We start from the raw sequence: 15,970 nt of genomic DNA, 5'->3' as shown, positions 1-15,970 counted from the left end.
CGGTTGTTCGATATTTCGTCACTCGTTCGAAATGCTGGCGTGACCGTAATGACGGGCCAGGGGACGTGTCAATGGTTCACGCAAGTACGCTGATCCGCATGAGCGATCTCGGGGTGGGCTTCGGTTATCTGATGAAGGGTCAGCGCTGGGCCTTCCGGCACGGCCGGTGGTTCGGTTTCGGTCTGCTGCCCGGGTTGATCACCCTGGTCGTATACGCGGGTGCGCTGACCGGACTGGGCTACGGCGCCGACGACTTCGTCGCCTGGGCGACCCCGTTCGCCGACGACTGGTCCTCGCCCTGGCTGGGTCTGCTGCGCAACACCCTCGTCGTGCTGGTCTTCGTCTTCGGCCTGTTCCTCGCCGTGATCACCTTCACGGCCGTGACGCTCCTGGTCGGCCAGCCCTTCTACGAGTCGCTCTCCGAGGAGGTCGACCGCAGCGAGGGCGGCCAGGTCCCCGAGTCGGGGCTGCCGCTCTGGCGCGAACTGTGGATCTCCGCCCGCGACTCCCTCCGCATCCTGCTGCGCGTCGCGCTGTACGGGGTGCTGCTCTTCGCCCTCGGTTTCATCCCGGTCATCGGGCAGACCGTGGTCCCCGCGATCGGCTTCTGCGTCTCCGGCTACTTCCTCGCCCAGGAACTGACCTCGGTCGCCCTCCAGCGCCGGGGCATGGTCCTGGCCGACCGGCTCACCCTGCTGCGCGGCCGGCGCCTGCTGGTCCTCGGCTTCGGCGTCCCGCTCACGCTCTCCTTCCTCGTCCCGTTCGTCGCGGTGCTCCTGATGCCGGGTGCCGTCGCCGGAGCCACGCTGCTCGTCCGCGACCTGATCGGCGTGCCCGGGGGCGGGGCCGTCGGCGCCGCCCAGTCCCCGTACACCCTGCGGAAGAACTGAGGACGGACGTACCCATGACCGAGATGGTCGCCGTCGCCGTCATCACCGTCCTCGCCGTCATCAGTCCTGGCGCCGACTTCGCGATGGTCGTTCGCAACAGCTATCTGTACGGGCGCACGACCGGCCTCCTGGCCGCCACCGGAGTCGCCGCGGGCGTCCTCGTCCACGTCACGTACACGATGCTCGGCGTCGGCCTGCTGATCGCGTCCTCCACCGCGCTGTTCACGGCGATCAAGCTGGCGGGAGCCGCCTACCTCGTCTACATCGGGGTCCGCACGTTCTTCGCGCGCAACGACCTCTCCGTCGACCTGGCGTCGAAGCCCGAACTGAGTCCGTTCGGCGCGCTGCGCACCGGTTTCCTCACCAACGCGCTGAACCCCAAGACGACGCTCTTCGTCGTCTCCACCTTCACCCAGGTCGTCGGCCCGGACACGGGCCTTTGGCAGCAGGCGGGCTACGGTCTCTTCATGTCCGTGGCGCACTTCGGCTGGTTCGGCCTGGTGGCGCTCTTCTTCTCCCACTCGCATCTGCGCACCGCGATGCTGCGCTGGCAGAAGGTCCTCAACCGGACCATCGGCTCGGTGCTCGTGGGTCTCGGTGTCACCCTGGGTCTGGCCCGCTGACCCGGGGCTTCCCGTCCGGACCCGGTCGGTCCCGCAACAGCCGCAGGAAGTCACGGAACGCCCCCGGCATGTCCACCGCGTCCGGGTCCAGCAGCCACTGGTACTGCAAGCCGTCCATCACCGCCACCAGCAGCGTGGCGGCGCGCTCCGGCGTCAGCCCGCCCGGCAGTGCCTCGCCGTGCTCCGCCCGGAGCGAGGCCGCCATGTCCGCGCGGACCTGCGTGTAGCGCGCGGTGAAGAACTCCCGCGCCGGGTGCTCCTCCGTCACGCTCTCGCCGAGCAGCGCCGAGAAGGTCTGGACGATGGCGGGGCGCATCGCGTTGTACTCCACGAGCGAGCCCAGCAGTTCGAGCGGCCACGGGCCCTCGCCGCGGCTTCCGCCGCCACCGGTGTCCCACCGGTCGCGGTCCTCCAGGACGGCGACGAGCAGGGCCTCCTTGGTGGGGTAGTAGTGCAGGAGCCCCTGCTGGCTGAGGCCCACCCGCTCGGCCACCGCGCTCAGCGTGGCCCCGCGGTATCCGCGCTCGGCGATGACTTCGAGGGTGGCGCGGAGGATCTCCGCCCGCCGCTCCTCGCTCCTGGCCCGTACCATCGCCGGCCCCTTCCGTGCGTATCGGCCCCTGTCAGCAGGACCGTACGGCATCCCGGTGGCGCGCGAACCTTGCGGTAACGGACTGGTAACCAAAGCTACCGGGTTACCCGGATCGACGTCACTATGGAGACCTTCGCAGTAACTCGACGAGGAGGTACGGCCGTGGCAGACGCGTCCACACCCAGCACACCCGAGGCGGTCCGCGAGGCCGTGGTGGAAGCGGCGCTCGCCGCACTCGGCCTCGACGACAAGGCGCGGCTCCTGGCAGGCCAGGACATGTGGTCACTGCCCGCGCTGCCCGCGATCGGACTCCGGTCGCTCGTCATGTCCGACGGCCCGATCGGCGTCCGCGGAGTCCGCTGGACCGCCGACGACCCCTCCGTCGCCCTGCCCTCGCCCACCGCCCTCGCCGCGACCTGGGACGCCGCTCTGGCCCGCCGCGCCGGCAGGCTGCTCGCCCAGGAGGCCCGCCGCAAGGGCGTCCACGTCCTGCTGGCACCCACCGTCAACCTGCACCGGTCCCCGCTCGGCGGCCGTCACTTCGAGGCGTACAGCGAGGACCCGTACCTCACGGGCGAGATCGGCACGGGCTATGTGCGCGGCGTGCAGGAGGGCGGAGTCGGCACCACCGTCAAGCACTTCGTGGCCAACGACGCCGAGACCGACCGCTTCACCGTCGACAACATCGTCGCCCCGCGCCCCCTGCGCGAGCTCTACCTCGCCCCGTTCGAGCGGATCGTCAGGAACGCCCGCCCCTGGGGCATCATGGCCGCCTACAACCAGGTCAACGGCTCCACCATGACCGAGCACCACTACCTCCAGAACGCGGTGCTGCGCGGCGAATGGGGCTTCGACGGCTTCATCGTCTCCGACTGGCTGGCCGCCCGCTCCACCGTCGGCGCCGTCACCGGCGGCCTCGACGTCGCGATGCCCGGACCGAGGACGGTGTACGGCGACGGGCTCGCCGCCGCCGTCAGGGCCGGGCAGGTCGACGAGGCGGTGGTCGACGGCGCCGTACGCAACGTCCTGCTGCTCGCCGCCCGCGTCGGCATCCTCGACGGCGCCCCGCCCGTCGTCGGCCCGGCCGACCGTCCGGCAGGCATCGACGGCGAGGCGCTGGCCCGCGAGATCGCCCGCCGCTCCTTCGTCCTCGTACGCAACGAGGGCGCCGCACTCCCCATCCGCCCCGAGTCCGTCCGCAAGGTCGCGCTCATCGGCGCCCTGGCCCGGGACGCCCGCGTCCTGGGCGGCGGATCGGCGCAGGTCTTCCCCGACCACATCGTCTCCCCGCTCGACGGCCTCACCGCCGCGCTCCCGGACGGCGTGGTCGACTACCGCGTCGGCGCCGACCCGAACGACCGGCTCGCCGCCGCCGAGCAGGGCTTCGAGCTGAAGGCCGTCTGCTACGACCTGTCCGGCACCGTCCTCGGCACGGCCCCGCTGCACAGCGGTTCCGTCCAGTGGGTCGGCACCGACGTACCGGACGGTGTCACCCTCGACGCGCTCCACAGCGTCGAGGTGACCGGCACCTACGTCCCGCGCGAGACCGGCGAGCACATCTTCGGCACCCGTGGCACGGGCGCCCTCACGCTGAAGGTCGCAGGCGAGACCCTGTACGACGGCGTGCACCGGGTCACCGGCTCCACCGACCCGGGCGAGGCGTTCTTCGGCAACCCCGTGGAGCGCGGCCGGGTCACCCTCACCGAGGGAACCCCCGTCGAGGTCTCCCTCCGGCAGGTGCCCGACACCCTTGGCGCCGACTCACCGATCCCCGGCGTCTCGTTCGCGCTCGTCCACCTCGGACCGCGCCGTGACCCCGCCGAACTGATCGCCGAAGCCGTCGAAGCGGCCCGCGCCGCCGACACCGCCGTCGTGGTCGTGGGCACCACCGAACACGTCGAGTCCGAGGGCTTCGACCGTACGGACCTGGCGCTCCCCGGCCACCAGGACGCCCTCGTGAGGGCGGTGGCCGCCGCCAACCCGAAGACCGTCGTGGTCGTCAACTCCGGTTCCCCGGTGGAGCTTCCGTGGCGGGACGAGGTCGCCGCCGTGCTGCTCAGCTGGTTCCCGGGCCAGGAGGCGGGACACGCGCTCGCCGATGTCCTGCTCGCCGTGGAAGGCGCCGAACCGGGCGGCAGGCTCCCCACCACCTGGCCGGCCACCCTCGCCGACGCCCCGGTCTCGGGCACCGCCCCCACCGGCGGTGAACTCCACTACGACGAGGGCGTCTTCATCGGCTACCGGGCGTGGGAGCGGGCCGGTACGGCCCCTGCCTACCCCTTCGGCCACGGCCTCGGCTACACCACCTGGGCCTACGAATCCCTGCACGCCACCCCCGAGGCCGCGACCGTCCGCCTCCGCAACACCGGCCCGCGCGCCGGTGCCGAGACCGTCCAGCTCTATCTGGCACCGGAGACGGAGACCGCCGGGCGCCCGGCCCGCCAACTGGCCGGTTTCGCCCGCGTCGAGGCGGCGCCGGGGGAGACCGTCGAGGTCACCGTGGTGCTGGACCGGCGGGCGTACGAGATCTGGGACGAGAGCGCCTACGGCTGGCAGCTGGTCCCCGGTACCTACCAGGTGCAGGCGGCCCGTTCCGTCGCCGACATCCGGCTGTCCGCCCCGGTGGAGACCAAGGAGTAGACCGGCCTCCCGTGGGCGGCGAAGTCCCTCCGCCCACGGGACCCGGCCGTGCTTCAGCGCACCGAGAAGCCGTACACGGTCGTCGACACGTACTCCTCGCCCGGCCGCAGCACCGTGCTCGGGAACTCCGGCCGGTTCGGCGAGTCAGGGAAGTGCTGGGTCTCCAGAGCGATGCCCGCGCACGGTCCGAAGGGATGCCCGTCGAAGTGATCGGCGGTGTACAGCTGCATGCCCGGCTCCGTCGTACGGACCGTCAGCACCCGTCCCGACCCCGGCGCGTACAGCTCGGCCGCGATCCCGTCGTCCGTGGACCCGTCGAGCACGTAGTTGTGGTCGTACCCCCCGCCCAGCGCCTTCGGCTCCCGGAAGTCGAACCGCGTCCCGTCCACCGCGGCGAGCTCGCCCGTCGGCAGCGAGGCACCGTCCACCGGAGTGATCCGCCCGGCCGCGATCCGCAGCTCGTGCCCGAGCGCGCTCGTGCCGTCCGCGCCGGCCAGGTTCCAGTACGTGTGGTTCGTCAGGTTCACCACCGTGGGCGCGTCCGTCGTCGCCCGGTAGGCGATCCGCAGCGCCCCGCCGGGGTCCAGGCCGAACGTCACCGAGACCGCGAGCCGCCCGGGGAAGCCCTCCTCGCCGTCCTCGGCCACCAGGGAGAGGCACACGCCGTCCGGGACCTCCCGCGCCTCCCACACCCGCTTGTCGAAGCCCCGCGCTCCGCCGTGCACATGGTTGCGGCCCTCGTTGGGCGTGACCTGATGGGCCGTACCGTCGAGCACGAAACCGGCGCCCGCGATCCGGTTCGCGTACCGACCGACCAGGGCCCCGAAGTAGGGCCCGGAGAACTCCTCGTACGCCGCGAGATCCGGCAGCTCCAGCGCCACCGGGCCGCGGGCACCGTCCCGGTCGGGCACCTCGACCGACTGCACGATGCCGCCGTACGTCAGCACGCGCACCCGCGTGCCGTCCCGCTCCAGGGTCCAGCGCCGGACGGGCGTGCCGTCGGCGAGGGCGGAGTAGTCCTCCGCGTGTATGTCCGTCTCTGATGTACCCGACGTATCCGTCGTACCCGTCGTCATGATCAGGGACCCTACGTGGGCGGTCCGACGGCCGTGACATTGCGGTAAGCGATTTCTGCCAGCCGGGCCTGGCCGTCGCGGCCCGGGTGGAACCAGTCCCACTGGCTCAGCTGCTTCCCGGTGAACCGGTAGTCGAAGACCGCCCCGCCGTCGTACCGGCAGCGCGCGTCCTTCGCGCAGACGTCCTTCAGGACCTGGTTGTACGCGATCACCCGCTTCCGCACCGTGTCCCGCCGCGCGACGGCGGCCGCGCCCATGTTGTCGGCGTCGCCCAGCATCGACCGGCAGATCCCCAGCTTCCAGATCTGCTTGCCCAGCTCGTTGGTGCGCCCCGTCGACCAGAGACGCTTCAGGTCCGGCACGCTCGACACGTAGACCTGTGCCTTCGGCGCGGTGGCCCGCAGCTGCCGCATCGACGCCTCGAACGAGGCCCGGAAGTCCGCCACCGGGGTCATGATCCGCGCCGAGTCCCGGCACGCGTCGTTGGCGCCGATCATCACGGTCACCAGCTCCGGCTTCACCTTCGCCGCCAGCGCCATCTGCTCCGGCAACTGCGCTATCCGGGCGCCGGAGACGGCATGGTTCCAGCTGTGCGTCGCCGCCTTCGACGCGCCGAGCAGCCGCACCGCGAGGCTGCGCACCGCGCTGTCCGTGCCGGTGGCCCAGGAGACCTCCGGGCAGTCGGCCAGCACCGAGCAGGCGTCGAAGCCCGTGGTGATGGAGTCCCCGACGGCGGCGAGCGAGGCGGGCGTACGGTCCCAGAGCGGGGCCGCGGCGGGGGACGGCCGGCGCGGACCGTCCGAAGCGCGTTCCTCCGGCCCCTCGGAGCCGTCGGAACAGCCCGTGAGCGCGAGGCCCGCGGTGATCGAGAACGCCGCCAGCGCGGCGACAGCGGCGTGCCTGCGGCGGCGTGACGCACGTTCCGGCATTCCTGGTCCCCTCCGGTCGAAGCCCCTGGTTATGCCGCTGGCCATGCCTCAGGCAAACCCCTGCGGTGCAGGTGGCGGGCCCGCGCGCCCTGCCGGGTGAAAGCTGTGCGCATCATGGGCCCGGGACCGACGGTACGTCACACGCCCGGCCCCGGCGCACGGTAGCTTTTCCCCGTCGGCCCAGTGGAGCCTCGCTCACCGCGTACATATGGGTGGCTCCGGTACGTTGCACCTCGTCACATATTGTCCCTTTTCAGGAGATTAACTCCCGATGCTGTTTACTGATGACAACCTCGGGAGCCGACCGGGAAGAGGCGGTACGGGCGCGGGGCCGCTGGGCAAGGCGAACTTCGTCCCACACTGGAGGTCCCGGTGACGACACGTGGAGTTCTGTACGTTCACTCCGCACCGCGCGCGCTGTGCCCACACGTCGAGTGGGCGGTGGCGGGTGTCCTCGGTCTGCGGGTCCAGCTGGACTGGATCAGACAGCCGGCGGCCCCCGGGACCTGGCGGTCCGAATTCTCCTGGCAGGCCAGACCCGGCACCGCGTCGGAGCTCGCCTCGGCGCTCAGGGGCTGGGACCTGCTGCGCTTCGAGGTGACGGCCGAGCCGTCCGCGACGGCCGAGGGCGAGCGCTACAGCTCCACGCCCGGCCTGGGCATCTTCCACGCGGTGACCGGTGTGCACGGCGACATCCTGATCCCCGAGGACCGGCTGCGGGCCGCGCTCGCCCGGTCCGTACGCGGTGAGACGGACCTGGAGGCGGAGATCGCCAAGCTGCTGGGCAAGCCGTGGGACGACGAGCTGGAGTCCTTCCGCCACGCGGGCGAGGGCGCGCCCGTGCGGTGGCTGCACCAGGTGGTGTGAGCGGCGGTAACGCCCGGAATCCGGCCTCGCCTGCGTGTGAGGCGCGCAGCGCGAAAAGCCCGCCCCCCGTGTCGGGGAAGCGGACCTCTCGCATGTGGACCTGCGGGATCAGACCGAACGGAACGCCAGCACCACGTTGTGCCCACCGAATCCGAACGAGTTGTTGATCGCGGCGATCGGACCCTCGGGCAGCGGTCGCGGCTCGTCACGGACGACGTCCGCCTCCACCGCCTCGTCGAGGTTCTCGACGTTGATGGTCGGCGGCGCCATCCGGTTGTACAGCGCGAGCACCGTGGCGACGGTCTCGATGCCGCCCGCGCCACCCAGCAGGTGACCGGTCATCGACTTCGTCGCGGAGATCGCGACATGGTCGAGGTCGTCGCCCAGGACCTTGCGCAGAGCCTTGATCTCGGCGACGTCACCCTGCGGGGTCGACGTGGCGTGCGCGTTGAGGTGCACGATCTCGGCCGGCTTGAGGTCCGTCGCGTCGAGCAGGTTCTGCATCGCGGCGGCGATCCCGCGGCCCGTGGGCTCGGGCTGGGCGATGTGGTGCGAGTCCGCGGACAGACCCTGGCCCACCACCTCGCAGTAGACCTTGGCGCCGCGCGCGGCGGCGTGGTCCGCGGACTCCAGGACGACGACGCCCGCGCCCTCACCGAGGACGAAGCCGTCACGGCCCGTGTCGTACGGGCGCGATGCCTTCTCGGGCTCGTCGTTGCTCTTGGACATCGCCATCATGTTGGAGAACGCCGCGATCGGCAGCGGGTGGATGGCCGCCTCCGTGCCACCGGCGACGACGACGTCGGCACGGCCGGTACGGATCATCTCGACGGCGTACCCGATGGCCTCGGCGCCCGAGGCGCAGGCGGACACCGGGGTGTGGACACCGGCCTGGGCGTTGACCTCGAGGCCGACGTTGGCCGCCGGGCCGTTGGGCATGAGCATGGGAACGGTGTGCGGGGAGACGCGGCGTACGCCCTTCTCCTTCAGCACGTCGTACTGGTCGAGCAGGGTGGTCACGCCGCCGATGCCGGAGGCGATGACGGAACCGAGCCGCTCGGGGCGGACCTTCTCGTCCTCCCCGGCCTTGCCGGTGTAACCGGCGTCGGCCCACGCCTCACGGGCCGCGATCAGCGCGAACTGCGCCGAGCGGTCCAGCTTGCGGGCGAGCGGACGGGGCAGGACATCGCCCGGCTCGACGGCCGCGAGGGCGGCGATCCGGACGGGCAGTTCCGCGAAGCGCTCGCCCTCGAGGGGCTTCACGCCGGAACGGCCGGCCATCAGACCTTCCCAGGTCGATGCGGAGTCGCCACCCAGCGGAGTGGTTGCGCCGATACCGGTGACGACCACGGTGCGATTGGTCGGGCTCACTGGAAAATCTTCTCCACGTGTAGAGGGTCGTGAATCAGCGGCGCCACCGCCGGGTGGCGACACACGAACCGGGGCTGGATCAGCCCTGGTTCTTCAGGATGTAGCCGGCGGCGTCGCCGACGGTCTTGAGGTTCTTGACGTCGTCGTCCGGGATCTTGACGTCGAAGCGCTCTTCGGCGGCGACGACGACCTCGACCATGGACAGCGAGTCGACGTCCAGGTCGTCGGTGAAGGACTTGTCCAGCTGGACGTCCTCGACCGGGATACCGGCGATCTCGTTGACGATCTCGGCGAGACCGGTGACGATCTCTTCCTGAGTGGCGGCCATGTGGCGCTCCTTCGTGGTTTTCTTCAGGGTTCGGGCGTACGGACCGGAAGGTCCGGTGTGACTAGGGGAGGGTAACGACCGTCGCGGCGTAGACGAGACCCGCCCCGAAGCCGATGACGAGCGCGGTGTCGCCGCTCTTCGCCTGACCGGTCGCCAGGAGCCGCTCCATTGCGAGCGGGATCGAGGCGGCGGACGTGTTGCCGGTGGTCTCCACGTCACGGGCGACCGTGACGTGCTCCGGCAGCTTCAGGGTCTTCACCATCGAGTCGATGATCCGCATGTTGGCCTGGTGCGGAATGAAGACATCCAGGTCGTCCGCAGTGATCCCGGCCGCCTCCAGCGCCTGCTGGGCGATCTTCGCCATCTCGAAGACGGCCCAGCGGAAGACCGCCTGGCCCTCCTGTGTGATGGCGGGGAACTTCTCCGGACGCTCGGCGTGGAATTCGTCCCACGGCACGGTCTGCTTGATCGTGTCGGACTTGTCGCCCTCGGAGCCCCAGACGGTCGGGCCCATGGCCGGTTCCGTCGAGGGGCCGACGACGACCGCGCCGGCGCCGTCGCCGAACAGGAAGGCCGTCGCGCGGTCCTCCAGGTCGGTGAGGTCGCTCAGCCGCTCGACGCCGATGACCAGCACGTACTCCGCCGAGCCTTCGACGATCATGCCCTTGGCGAGCGTCAGGCCGTAGCCGAAGCCCGCGCAGCCGGCGGAGATGTCGAAGGCGGCGGGCTTGCCCGCGCCGATCTTGTGGGCGATCTCGGTCGCGACGGCCGGGGTCTGCTTGAAGTGCGAGACGGTGGAGACGATCACTCCGCCGATCTGCTCGGGCGTGATTCCGGCGTCGGCGATCGCCTTGCCCGACGCCTCGACGGACATCGCGGACACGGTCTCCTCGTCGGAGGCCCAGTGCCGGGTCGCGATGCCGGAGCGCGAACGAATCCACTCGTCGGACGAGTCGATCGTCTCGAGGATCACCTCGTTGGGCACGACACGGGTGGGGCGGTAGCCGCCGACACCCATGATGCGTGCGTACGGGGCGCCCTTGCTGGGCTTGATCTTCGACATGCTCTCGGGCTCCTTAGGCGTCGCCCGCCGCGTCAGCGGCAGGTGTCCGGGCCTCAGCGATGAGCGCGCGCGCCGCGTCGAGGTCGTCGGGGGTCTTGAGCGCGAGGGTCTGCACACCGGGCAGCGCGCGCTTGGCGAGACCGGTGAGCGTACCGCCGGGACAGACCTCGATCATCGCCGTGACACCGAGCTGCTGGAACGTTTCCATGCACAGGTCCCAGCGGACCGGATTGGCGACCTGGCCGACCAGCCGGGCGATGATCTCGCTGCCGGTGGCGACGGTCCTGCCGTCGGCGTTCGACACGTACGTCACGGCCGGGTCGGAGACGGTCAGGTCCACGGCGGCCGCCCGCAGCTTCTCCACGGCCGGAGCCATGTGGTGCGTGTGGAACGCGCCGGCCACCTTGAGCGGCACGACACGGCGTACGCCTTCGGGCTTGTCCTCGACCAGCGCGGCGATCTGCGCGGCGGTGCCCGCGGCGACGATCTGGCCGCCACCGTTGACGTTGGCCGGGGTCAGACCCAGCTTCTCCAGGTGCGGGACCGTGACGGCGGGGTCGCCGCCGAGCAGCGCGGCCATGCCGGTCTCGGTGACCGCGGCGGCCTCGGCCATCCCGAGCCCGCGGATGCGTACGAGACGGAGCGCGGCCTCGTCGCCGATGACACCGGCGAGGGCGGCGGCGGTGATCTCACCGACGCTGTGACCGGCGACGACACCGGGCGAGGCGTCGAGCGCCGCGGCCGACAGGAGGCCCGCGGCGACGAGCAGTGGCTGAGCCACCGCCGTGTCACGGATCTCGTCCGCGTCGGCCTTCGTGCCGTAGTGGGCAAGGTCGAGCCCGATGGCGTCGGACCAGGCCGCGATGCGGTCGGTGGCACCGGGGAGGTCGAGCCAGGGAGTCAGGAAGCCGGGCGTCTGAGCGCCTTGGCCGGGAGCGACGAGTACGAGCACCCTCACACTCTCTCTTGTGGACGGTCCCGGACGCCCGTGGGGACAGGGACGAAGAACCGTCGGGGGAATTGTTGAAGTCCGACAAAAGTCTAGGACTGAGGATCTACGGCGGCCAAGCGCCCCAGGATCAGGGCGATCCGCAGCGTGAACGCGGACCGTACGTCGGAAGGCGACCACCCGGTGACGTCGGTCACACGTCGCAGCCGGTAGCGCACGGTGTTGGGGTGCACGAACAGCATTCGGGCGGCGCCTTCGAGGCTGCTCGCCTGTTCCAGATACACACTCAGCGTCTCCAGGAGGGCCGATCCCGCTTCTTCGAGCGGTCTGTAGATCTCCTCCACCAGCTGGTCCCGCGCGGCAGGGTCTCCCGCCATGGCGCGTTCCGGAAGAAGATCGTCCGAGAGTACGGGACGTGGCGCGTCCTGCCAGGCGGAACACGCCTTGAGTCCCGCTGCCGCCGCCTGTGCGGACCTGGTGGCCGCCAGCAGGTCGGGCACCACGGGCCCGGCGACGACGGGCCCGGCCGCATAAGGGCCGATCAGCGCCTTCGCGACGTGCAGGGGGTTGTCGCTGCCGCCCGCGATGACGACCAGACGGTTGCCGAGCACCCCGGTGAGGACCTGGAGCTTCGCGTGCCGGGCGGCCCGGCGGATCGCCTCGACCGTCAGCTCGCTGTCGCCGTCGGGCGCGGTGCCTAGCACCACGCAGACGTGCTCGGGGGAGCTCCAGCCCAGTGCCGCGGCCCGGGACACGGCACCCTCGTCGGCCTCGCCGGACAGCACCGCGTTGACCACCAGCGATTCCAGCCGGGCGTCCCACGCGCCCCGCGCCTCCGCGGCCTGCGCGTACACCTGGGCGGTCGCGAAGGCGATCTCCCGGGCGTAGACGAGCAGCGCCTCACGAAGGACCGATTCGTCACCGGGCGCGGCGACCTCCTCGATCGCGGTCTCCATGACCTCGATCGTCGTCCGCACCATCTCGACGGTCTGCCGCAGGGTGATCGCCCTGGTCAGTTCGCGCGGGGCAGTGCCGAACACATCGGTGGAGATGGCCTGCGGGGTCTCCGGATGCCGGAACCACTCGGTGAAGGCCGCGATACCCGCCTGGGCGACCAGGCCGATCCAGGACCGGTTTTCCGGTGGCATCGCCCGGTACCACGGCAGCGTCTCGTCCATGCGGGCGATCGCGTTCGCGGCCAGCCGGCCGGAGGACTGCTCCAGCCGCTTCAGCGTCGCGGCATGCAGATGGGCTTTGTTCGCAGCGGGCTGCTCAGGATCGGGTCGGGGCACGGACACAAGACTGCCTTATCGGGGCACCGGGACGGAGGGGCGGGGCGTCCGGGGCTGCTGCGGCCACCGGCCTTCTTCCACTCCCCCCATGTGCCCGACGGGCTAACGTGGGCACGTGATCGACGTACGCCGCTCCGGCGACCGCTTCCGCGGCGGGGACCCGTCCCCGGGAGTCTCCGCGGGCATCGAGACGCTGCACGCCTTTTCCTTCGGGCGTTTCTACGACCCCGACAACCTGCGCTTCGGGCCGGTCCTGGCCTGCAACGAGGAGCGTCTGGCCCCGGGGGCGGGCTTCGACGAGCATCCGCACAGCCACACCGAGATCGTCACCTGGGTCGTGGAGGGCGAGCTGACCCACCGCGACTCGGCAGGTCACGCCACTCTCGTCAGGGCCGGTGACCTCCAGCACCTCAGTGCGGCGGCCGGCGTCCGCCACGTCGAACGCAACGACGGCGAGCACCCGCTGACGTTCCTTCAGATGTGGCTGGCGCCCCTGTCCCCGGGCGGCGAACCCTCGTACACGATCGTCCCCGGCATCGCCGACTCCACCCCGTACGCCCTCCCCGCGGCCGGGGCGATGCTGCACGTCCGCAGGCTGGCCGAGGGCGAGCGCACCGCGGTGCCGGACGCGGTGGGGGTGTACGTGCACGTGGTGAAGGGCGACGTACGGATCGGGGACGAGGAGCTGGGGCCCGGCGACTCGGCGCGGATCACGGGCCCGGAGGGGCTCGACATACGCGCCGCCACGCCCGCCCAGCTGCTCCTCTGGGAGCTCAGCGCCGCCTGACGGCCCGGAGCGGCCGCCGGGGCGCCCGGCTTACCGTCCCGTCAGCTCCGCGAGCACCGCGTCCGTGAACGGCGGCCACACCTCGGCGGCCCACGGTCCGAAGGCCCGGTCGGTGAGCGCGACACAGGCCGCTCCCGCCACCGGGTCGATCCACAGGAACGTACCGGACTGGCCGAAGTGCCCGAAGGTCGCCGGGGAGGCGGAAGCGCCCGTCCAGTGGGGCGACTTGGAGTCGCGGATCTCGAAGCCGAGGCCCCAGTCGTTGGGGTTCTGGTGGCCGTAGCCCGGCAGGACCCCCTTGAGGCCGGGGTGCACGACGGTCTGCGCGGCCAGCACCGTGCGCGGGTCCAGCAGCCGGGGTGCCTGCACTTCCGCGGCGAACCGCACCAGGTCCTCGACGGTCGAGACGCCGTCCCGGGCGGGCGAACCGTCCAGGGTGGTCGACGTCATGCCCAGCGGCTCCAGGACGGCCTGGCGTACGTACTCGGGGAACGGGATGTCCGTCGCCTTCGCGATGTGGTCCCCGAGCACCTCGAAGCCCGCGTTGGAGTAGAGCCGGCGGGTACCGGGCGGGGCCGTCACGCGGTGCTCGTCGAAGGCGAGACCGCTGGTGTGCGCGAGCAGGTGCCGCACGGTGGAGCCCTCGGGTCCGGCCGGCTCGTCCAGCTCGACGGCCCCCTCCTCGTACGCCACCAGCGCCGCGTACGCCGCGACCGGCTTGGTGACGGAGGCGAGCGGGAAGCGGTGCGCGACCGGACCGCGGGTACCGAGGATGGTGCCGTCCGCCCGTACGACGGCTGCCGCGACGGTGGGGACGGGCCAGTTGTCGATCATCTCCAGGCTCTGCATGGTGGTGAGCCTAATCCGAAACACGCGGCCGATTGTGCTTGCTTCGAGTGCACTCGAAGGTTCTAGCGTGGAGGGCATGACGGTGATGGAGAGCACTTCCGAACGGACGGCTGTCTGCGCTGCGCCCCCACGGGCGCATCCGCGACCCGAGGGCCAGGACCGCTACACCATCAGCGAGGTCGCCGCCTTCACCGGCCTCACGGCGCACACCCTGCGGTGGTACGAGCGGATCGGGCTGATGTCGCACGTCGACCGTTCGCACACGGGACAGCGCCGGTTCACCAACCGGGACCTGGACTGGCTGGGCTTCGTCGGCAAGCTCAGGCTGACCGGGATGCCGGTCGCCGACATGGTCCGGTACGCGGAGCTGTTGCGCGAGGGCGAGCACACGTTCGAGACCCGGCAGGAGCTGCTGGAGGCGACCCGCCGCGACGTACGGACGCGGATCGCGGAGCTCCAGGACACGCTCGCCGTACTCGACTTCAAGATCGAATTCTATGCGGGCGCCCGACGGGCGCCGGAAAGGCCAGGTGTCTGATGTCTGACAACAAGATCGCCACGGTGCGGCTCGGCAGCGACGGCCCGCAGGTCGGCGTGCAGGGACTCGGCTGCATGGGCATGAGCGAGTTCTACGGCGACACCGACGAGGCCGCCGCCCGCGACACCCTGGAAGCGGCGCTGGATGCGGGGGTCACCCTCTTCGACACCGCCGACGTCTACGGGCGGGGCGCCAACGAGGAGTTCCTCGCACCCTTCGTCGGAGCGCACCGCGACGAGATCACGCTGGCCACGAAGTTCGCCATAGAGCGGACCGACGACCCGCACTACCGCGGTATCCGCAACGACCCGGCCTACATTCAGCAGGCCGTCGAGGCCAGCCTGCGCAGGCTGAACACCGAGGTCATCGACCTGTACTACATGCACAGGCGGGACCCCATCGTGCCGCTGGCCGAGTCGGTCGGCGCCATGGCCGAACTGGTCCGGCAGGGCAAGGTCAAGCAGCTCGGACTGAGCGAGGTGACCGGCGCCGAACTCCGCGAGGCACACGCCGTGCACCCGATCGCCGCCCTCCAGTCGGAGTGGTCGCTGTTCAGCCGGGACGTGGAGCGCAGCGCGGTCGGCGCCGCTGTCGAGCTCGGGGTGACGTTCGTGCCGTACTCGCCGCTCGGTCGCGGCTTCCTGACCGGCGCGTTCGCGGACGCTGGCAAGGACCTGACGGAGGGCGACTTCCGGAAGTTCCAGCCGCGCTTCACCGGCGAGAACGCGAAGACGAACGCTGCCCTTCTGGAGCCCGTGCACAAGATCGCGGCGGCGCACGGGGCGACGGCCGCGCAGGTGGCCCTCGCCTGGGTGCAGCAGCGGGCGGAGGTGCACGGGCTGGCCGTGGTGCCGATCCCGGGGACCCGTAAGCGGAGCCGTCTGCTGGAGAACGTGGGTGCGACGCGGCTGACGCTGACGGGGGAGGAGCTGGCCCTGCTGGAGCCGATCGCCGGGCAGGTGGCGGGGGACCGCTACCCGGACATGAGCAGCACGTCGGCGGCGCGCGAGTAGGGGGCCTGCGGTCGGCTTGTCCTCAAGCCGGACAGGCTGTCCTCGATCGCCGGACGGGCTTGCTGGGTCGGCCTGCCCGGCGGGGGAAGTGGACATGGCCCGCCCACCCAACCCGGCCCGCCTACGAGGTTCCGGGTCACGGCGGAGGCCGGGGCGAGTTACC

At 71.2% G+C, this 15,970-nt stretch carries 16 protein-coding genes; 7 read left to right on the top strand and 9 right to left on the bottom strand.

Annotated features, from left to right (window positions below; all coding sequences use genetic code 11):
- The first annotated feature begins 98 nt into the window (after positions 1–98).
- Positions 99–890 (top strand): EI24 domain-containing protein, encoded by a 792-nt coding sequence (locus ACFWSK_RS22245; protein WP_383788891.1) that lies wholly within the window; start codon positions 99–101, stop codon positions 888–890.
- Between the two features lie 14 nt (positions 891–904).
- Positions 905–1,513, top strand: coding sequence for a LysE family transporter (locus ACFWSK_RS22240; RefSeq protein ID WP_383788888.1), 609 nt, complete (start codon positions 905–907; stop codon positions 1,511–1,513).
- Here ACFWSK_RS22240 and ACFWSK_RS22235 read toward each other — a convergent pair.
- A complete protein-coding gene (locus ACFWSK_RS22235; RefSeq protein WP_383788885.1) occupies positions 1,491–2,105 on the bottom strand; it encodes a TetR/AcrR family transcriptional regulator in 615 nt (204 codons plus the stop codon). The two genes, ACFWSK_RS22240 and ACFWSK_RS22235, sit on opposite strands and share 23 nt — an antisense overlap.
- 123 nt (positions 2,106–2,228) lie before the next feature.
- On the opposite strand from ACFWSK_RS22235, the gene ACFWSK_RS22230 reads away from it, so the two are divergent.
- The gene (locus ACFWSK_RS22230; protein WP_383788882.1) at positions 2,229–4,745 is read left to right on the top strand and encodes a glycoside hydrolase family 3 protein; all 2,517 of its coding nucleotides are present in this window, start codon (positions 2,229–2,231) and stop codon (positions 4,743–4,745) included.
- Between the two features lie 53 nt (positions 4,746–4,798).
- On the opposite strand, the gene ACFWSK_RS22225 is transcribed toward ACFWSK_RS22230, so the two are convergent.
- A complete protein-coding gene (locus ACFWSK_RS22225) occupies positions 4,799–5,821 on the bottom strand; it encodes an aldose epimerase family protein (RefSeq protein ID WP_383788879.1) in 1,023 nt (340 codons plus the stop codon).
- 11 nt (positions 5,822–5,832) lie between these two features.
- Entirely contained in the window at positions 5,833–6,750 is a 918-nt protein-coding gene (locus ACFWSK_RS22220) for an SGNH/GDSL hydrolase family protein (protein ID WP_383788876.1), read from the bottom strand.
- A 372-nt stretch (positions 6,751–7,122) separates the two neighbouring features.
- Between ACFWSK_RS22220 and ACFWSK_RS22215 the strand changes: the two genes are divergently transcribed.
- Positions 7,123–7,617 (top strand): DUF3145 domain-containing protein, encoded by a 495-nt coding sequence (locus tag ACFWSK_RS22215; RefSeq protein WP_383788874.1) that lies wholly within the window; start codon positions 7,123–7,125, stop codon positions 7,615–7,617.
- A gap of 108 nt (positions 7,618–7,725) precedes the next feature.
- Here the strand turns inward: ACFWSK_RS22215 and fabF are convergent, their stop codons facing one another.
- From fabF to ACFWSK_RS22190, 5 genes are all read right to left on the bottom strand, one after another.
- On the bottom strand, positions 7,726–8,988 hold the full coding sequence (fabF, locus tag ACFWSK_RS22210; protein ID WP_383788871.1) for a beta-ketoacyl-ACP synthase II: 1,263 nt from the start codon (positions 8,986–8,988) through the stop codon (positions 7,726–7,728).
- 79 nt (positions 8,989–9,067) lie between these two features.
- Entirely contained in the window at positions 9,068–9,316 is a 249-nt protein-coding gene (locus ACFWSK_RS22205; protein WP_383788868.1) for an acyl carrier protein, read from the bottom strand.
- Between the two features lie 61 nt (positions 9,317–9,377).
- On the bottom strand, positions 9,378–10,379 hold the full coding sequence (locus tag ACFWSK_RS22200; RefSeq protein WP_383788866.1) for a ketoacyl-ACP synthase III: 1,002 nt from the start codon (positions 10,377–10,379) through the stop codon (positions 9,378–9,380).
- Positions 10,380–10,392: 13 nt separating this feature from the next.
- The gene (locus ACFWSK_RS22195; protein ID WP_383789051.1) at positions 10,393–11,331 is read right to left on the bottom strand and encodes an ACP S-malonyltransferase; all 939 of its coding nucleotides are present in this window, start codon (positions 11,329–11,331) and stop codon (positions 10,393–10,395) included.
- A gap of 89 nt (positions 11,332–11,420) precedes the next feature.
- Entirely contained in the window at positions 11,421–12,620 is a 1,200-nt protein-coding gene (locus ACFWSK_RS22190; protein WP_383788863.1) for a PucR family transcriptional regulator, read from the bottom strand.
- 115 nt (positions 12,621–12,735) lie between these two features.
- Between ACFWSK_RS22190 and ACFWSK_RS22185 the strand changes: the two genes are divergently transcribed.
- Positions 12,736–13,407, top strand: coding sequence for a pirin family protein (locus ACFWSK_RS22185; RefSeq protein WP_383788860.1), 672 nt, complete (start codon positions 12,736–12,738; stop codon positions 13,405–13,407).
- A gap of 30 nt (positions 13,408–13,437) precedes the next feature.
- Here ACFWSK_RS22185 and ACFWSK_RS22180 read toward each other — a convergent pair whose 3' ends face one another.
- Positions 13,438–14,256: a serine hydrolase domain-containing protein gene (locus tag ACFWSK_RS22180; RefSeq protein ID WP_383788857.1), complete on the bottom strand. Its 819-nt coding sequence runs from the start codon at positions 14,254–14,256 to the stop codon at positions 13,438–13,440.
- A 76-nt stretch (positions 14,257–14,332) separates the two neighbouring features.
- Between ACFWSK_RS22180 and ACFWSK_RS22175 the strand changes: the two genes are divergently transcribed.
- Together ACFWSK_RS22175 and ACFWSK_RS22170 are read left to right on the top strand one after the other, a co-directional pair.
- A complete protein-coding gene (locus ACFWSK_RS22175; RefSeq protein WP_383788855.1) occupies positions 14,333–14,794 on the top strand; it encodes a MerR family transcriptional regulator in 462 nt (153 codons plus the stop codon).
- Positions 14,794–15,807: an aldo/keto reductase gene (locus tag ACFWSK_RS22170; RefSeq protein WP_383788853.1), complete on the top strand. Its 1,014-nt coding sequence runs from the start codon at positions 14,794–14,796 to the stop codon at positions 15,805–15,807. Before ACFWSK_RS22175 ends, ACFWSK_RS22170 begins: the two co-directional genes overlap by 1 nt.
- The last annotated feature ends 163 nt before the right edge of the window (positions 15,808–15,970 follow it).

The organism is Streptomyces sp. NPDC058620 (genome assembly GCF_042717135.1).
Taxonomy (GTDB): Bacteria; Actinomycetota; Actinomycetes; order Streptomycetales; family Streptomycetaceae; genus Streptomyces.
This window is presented reverse-complemented; position numbering and strand designations above follow the sequence as displayed.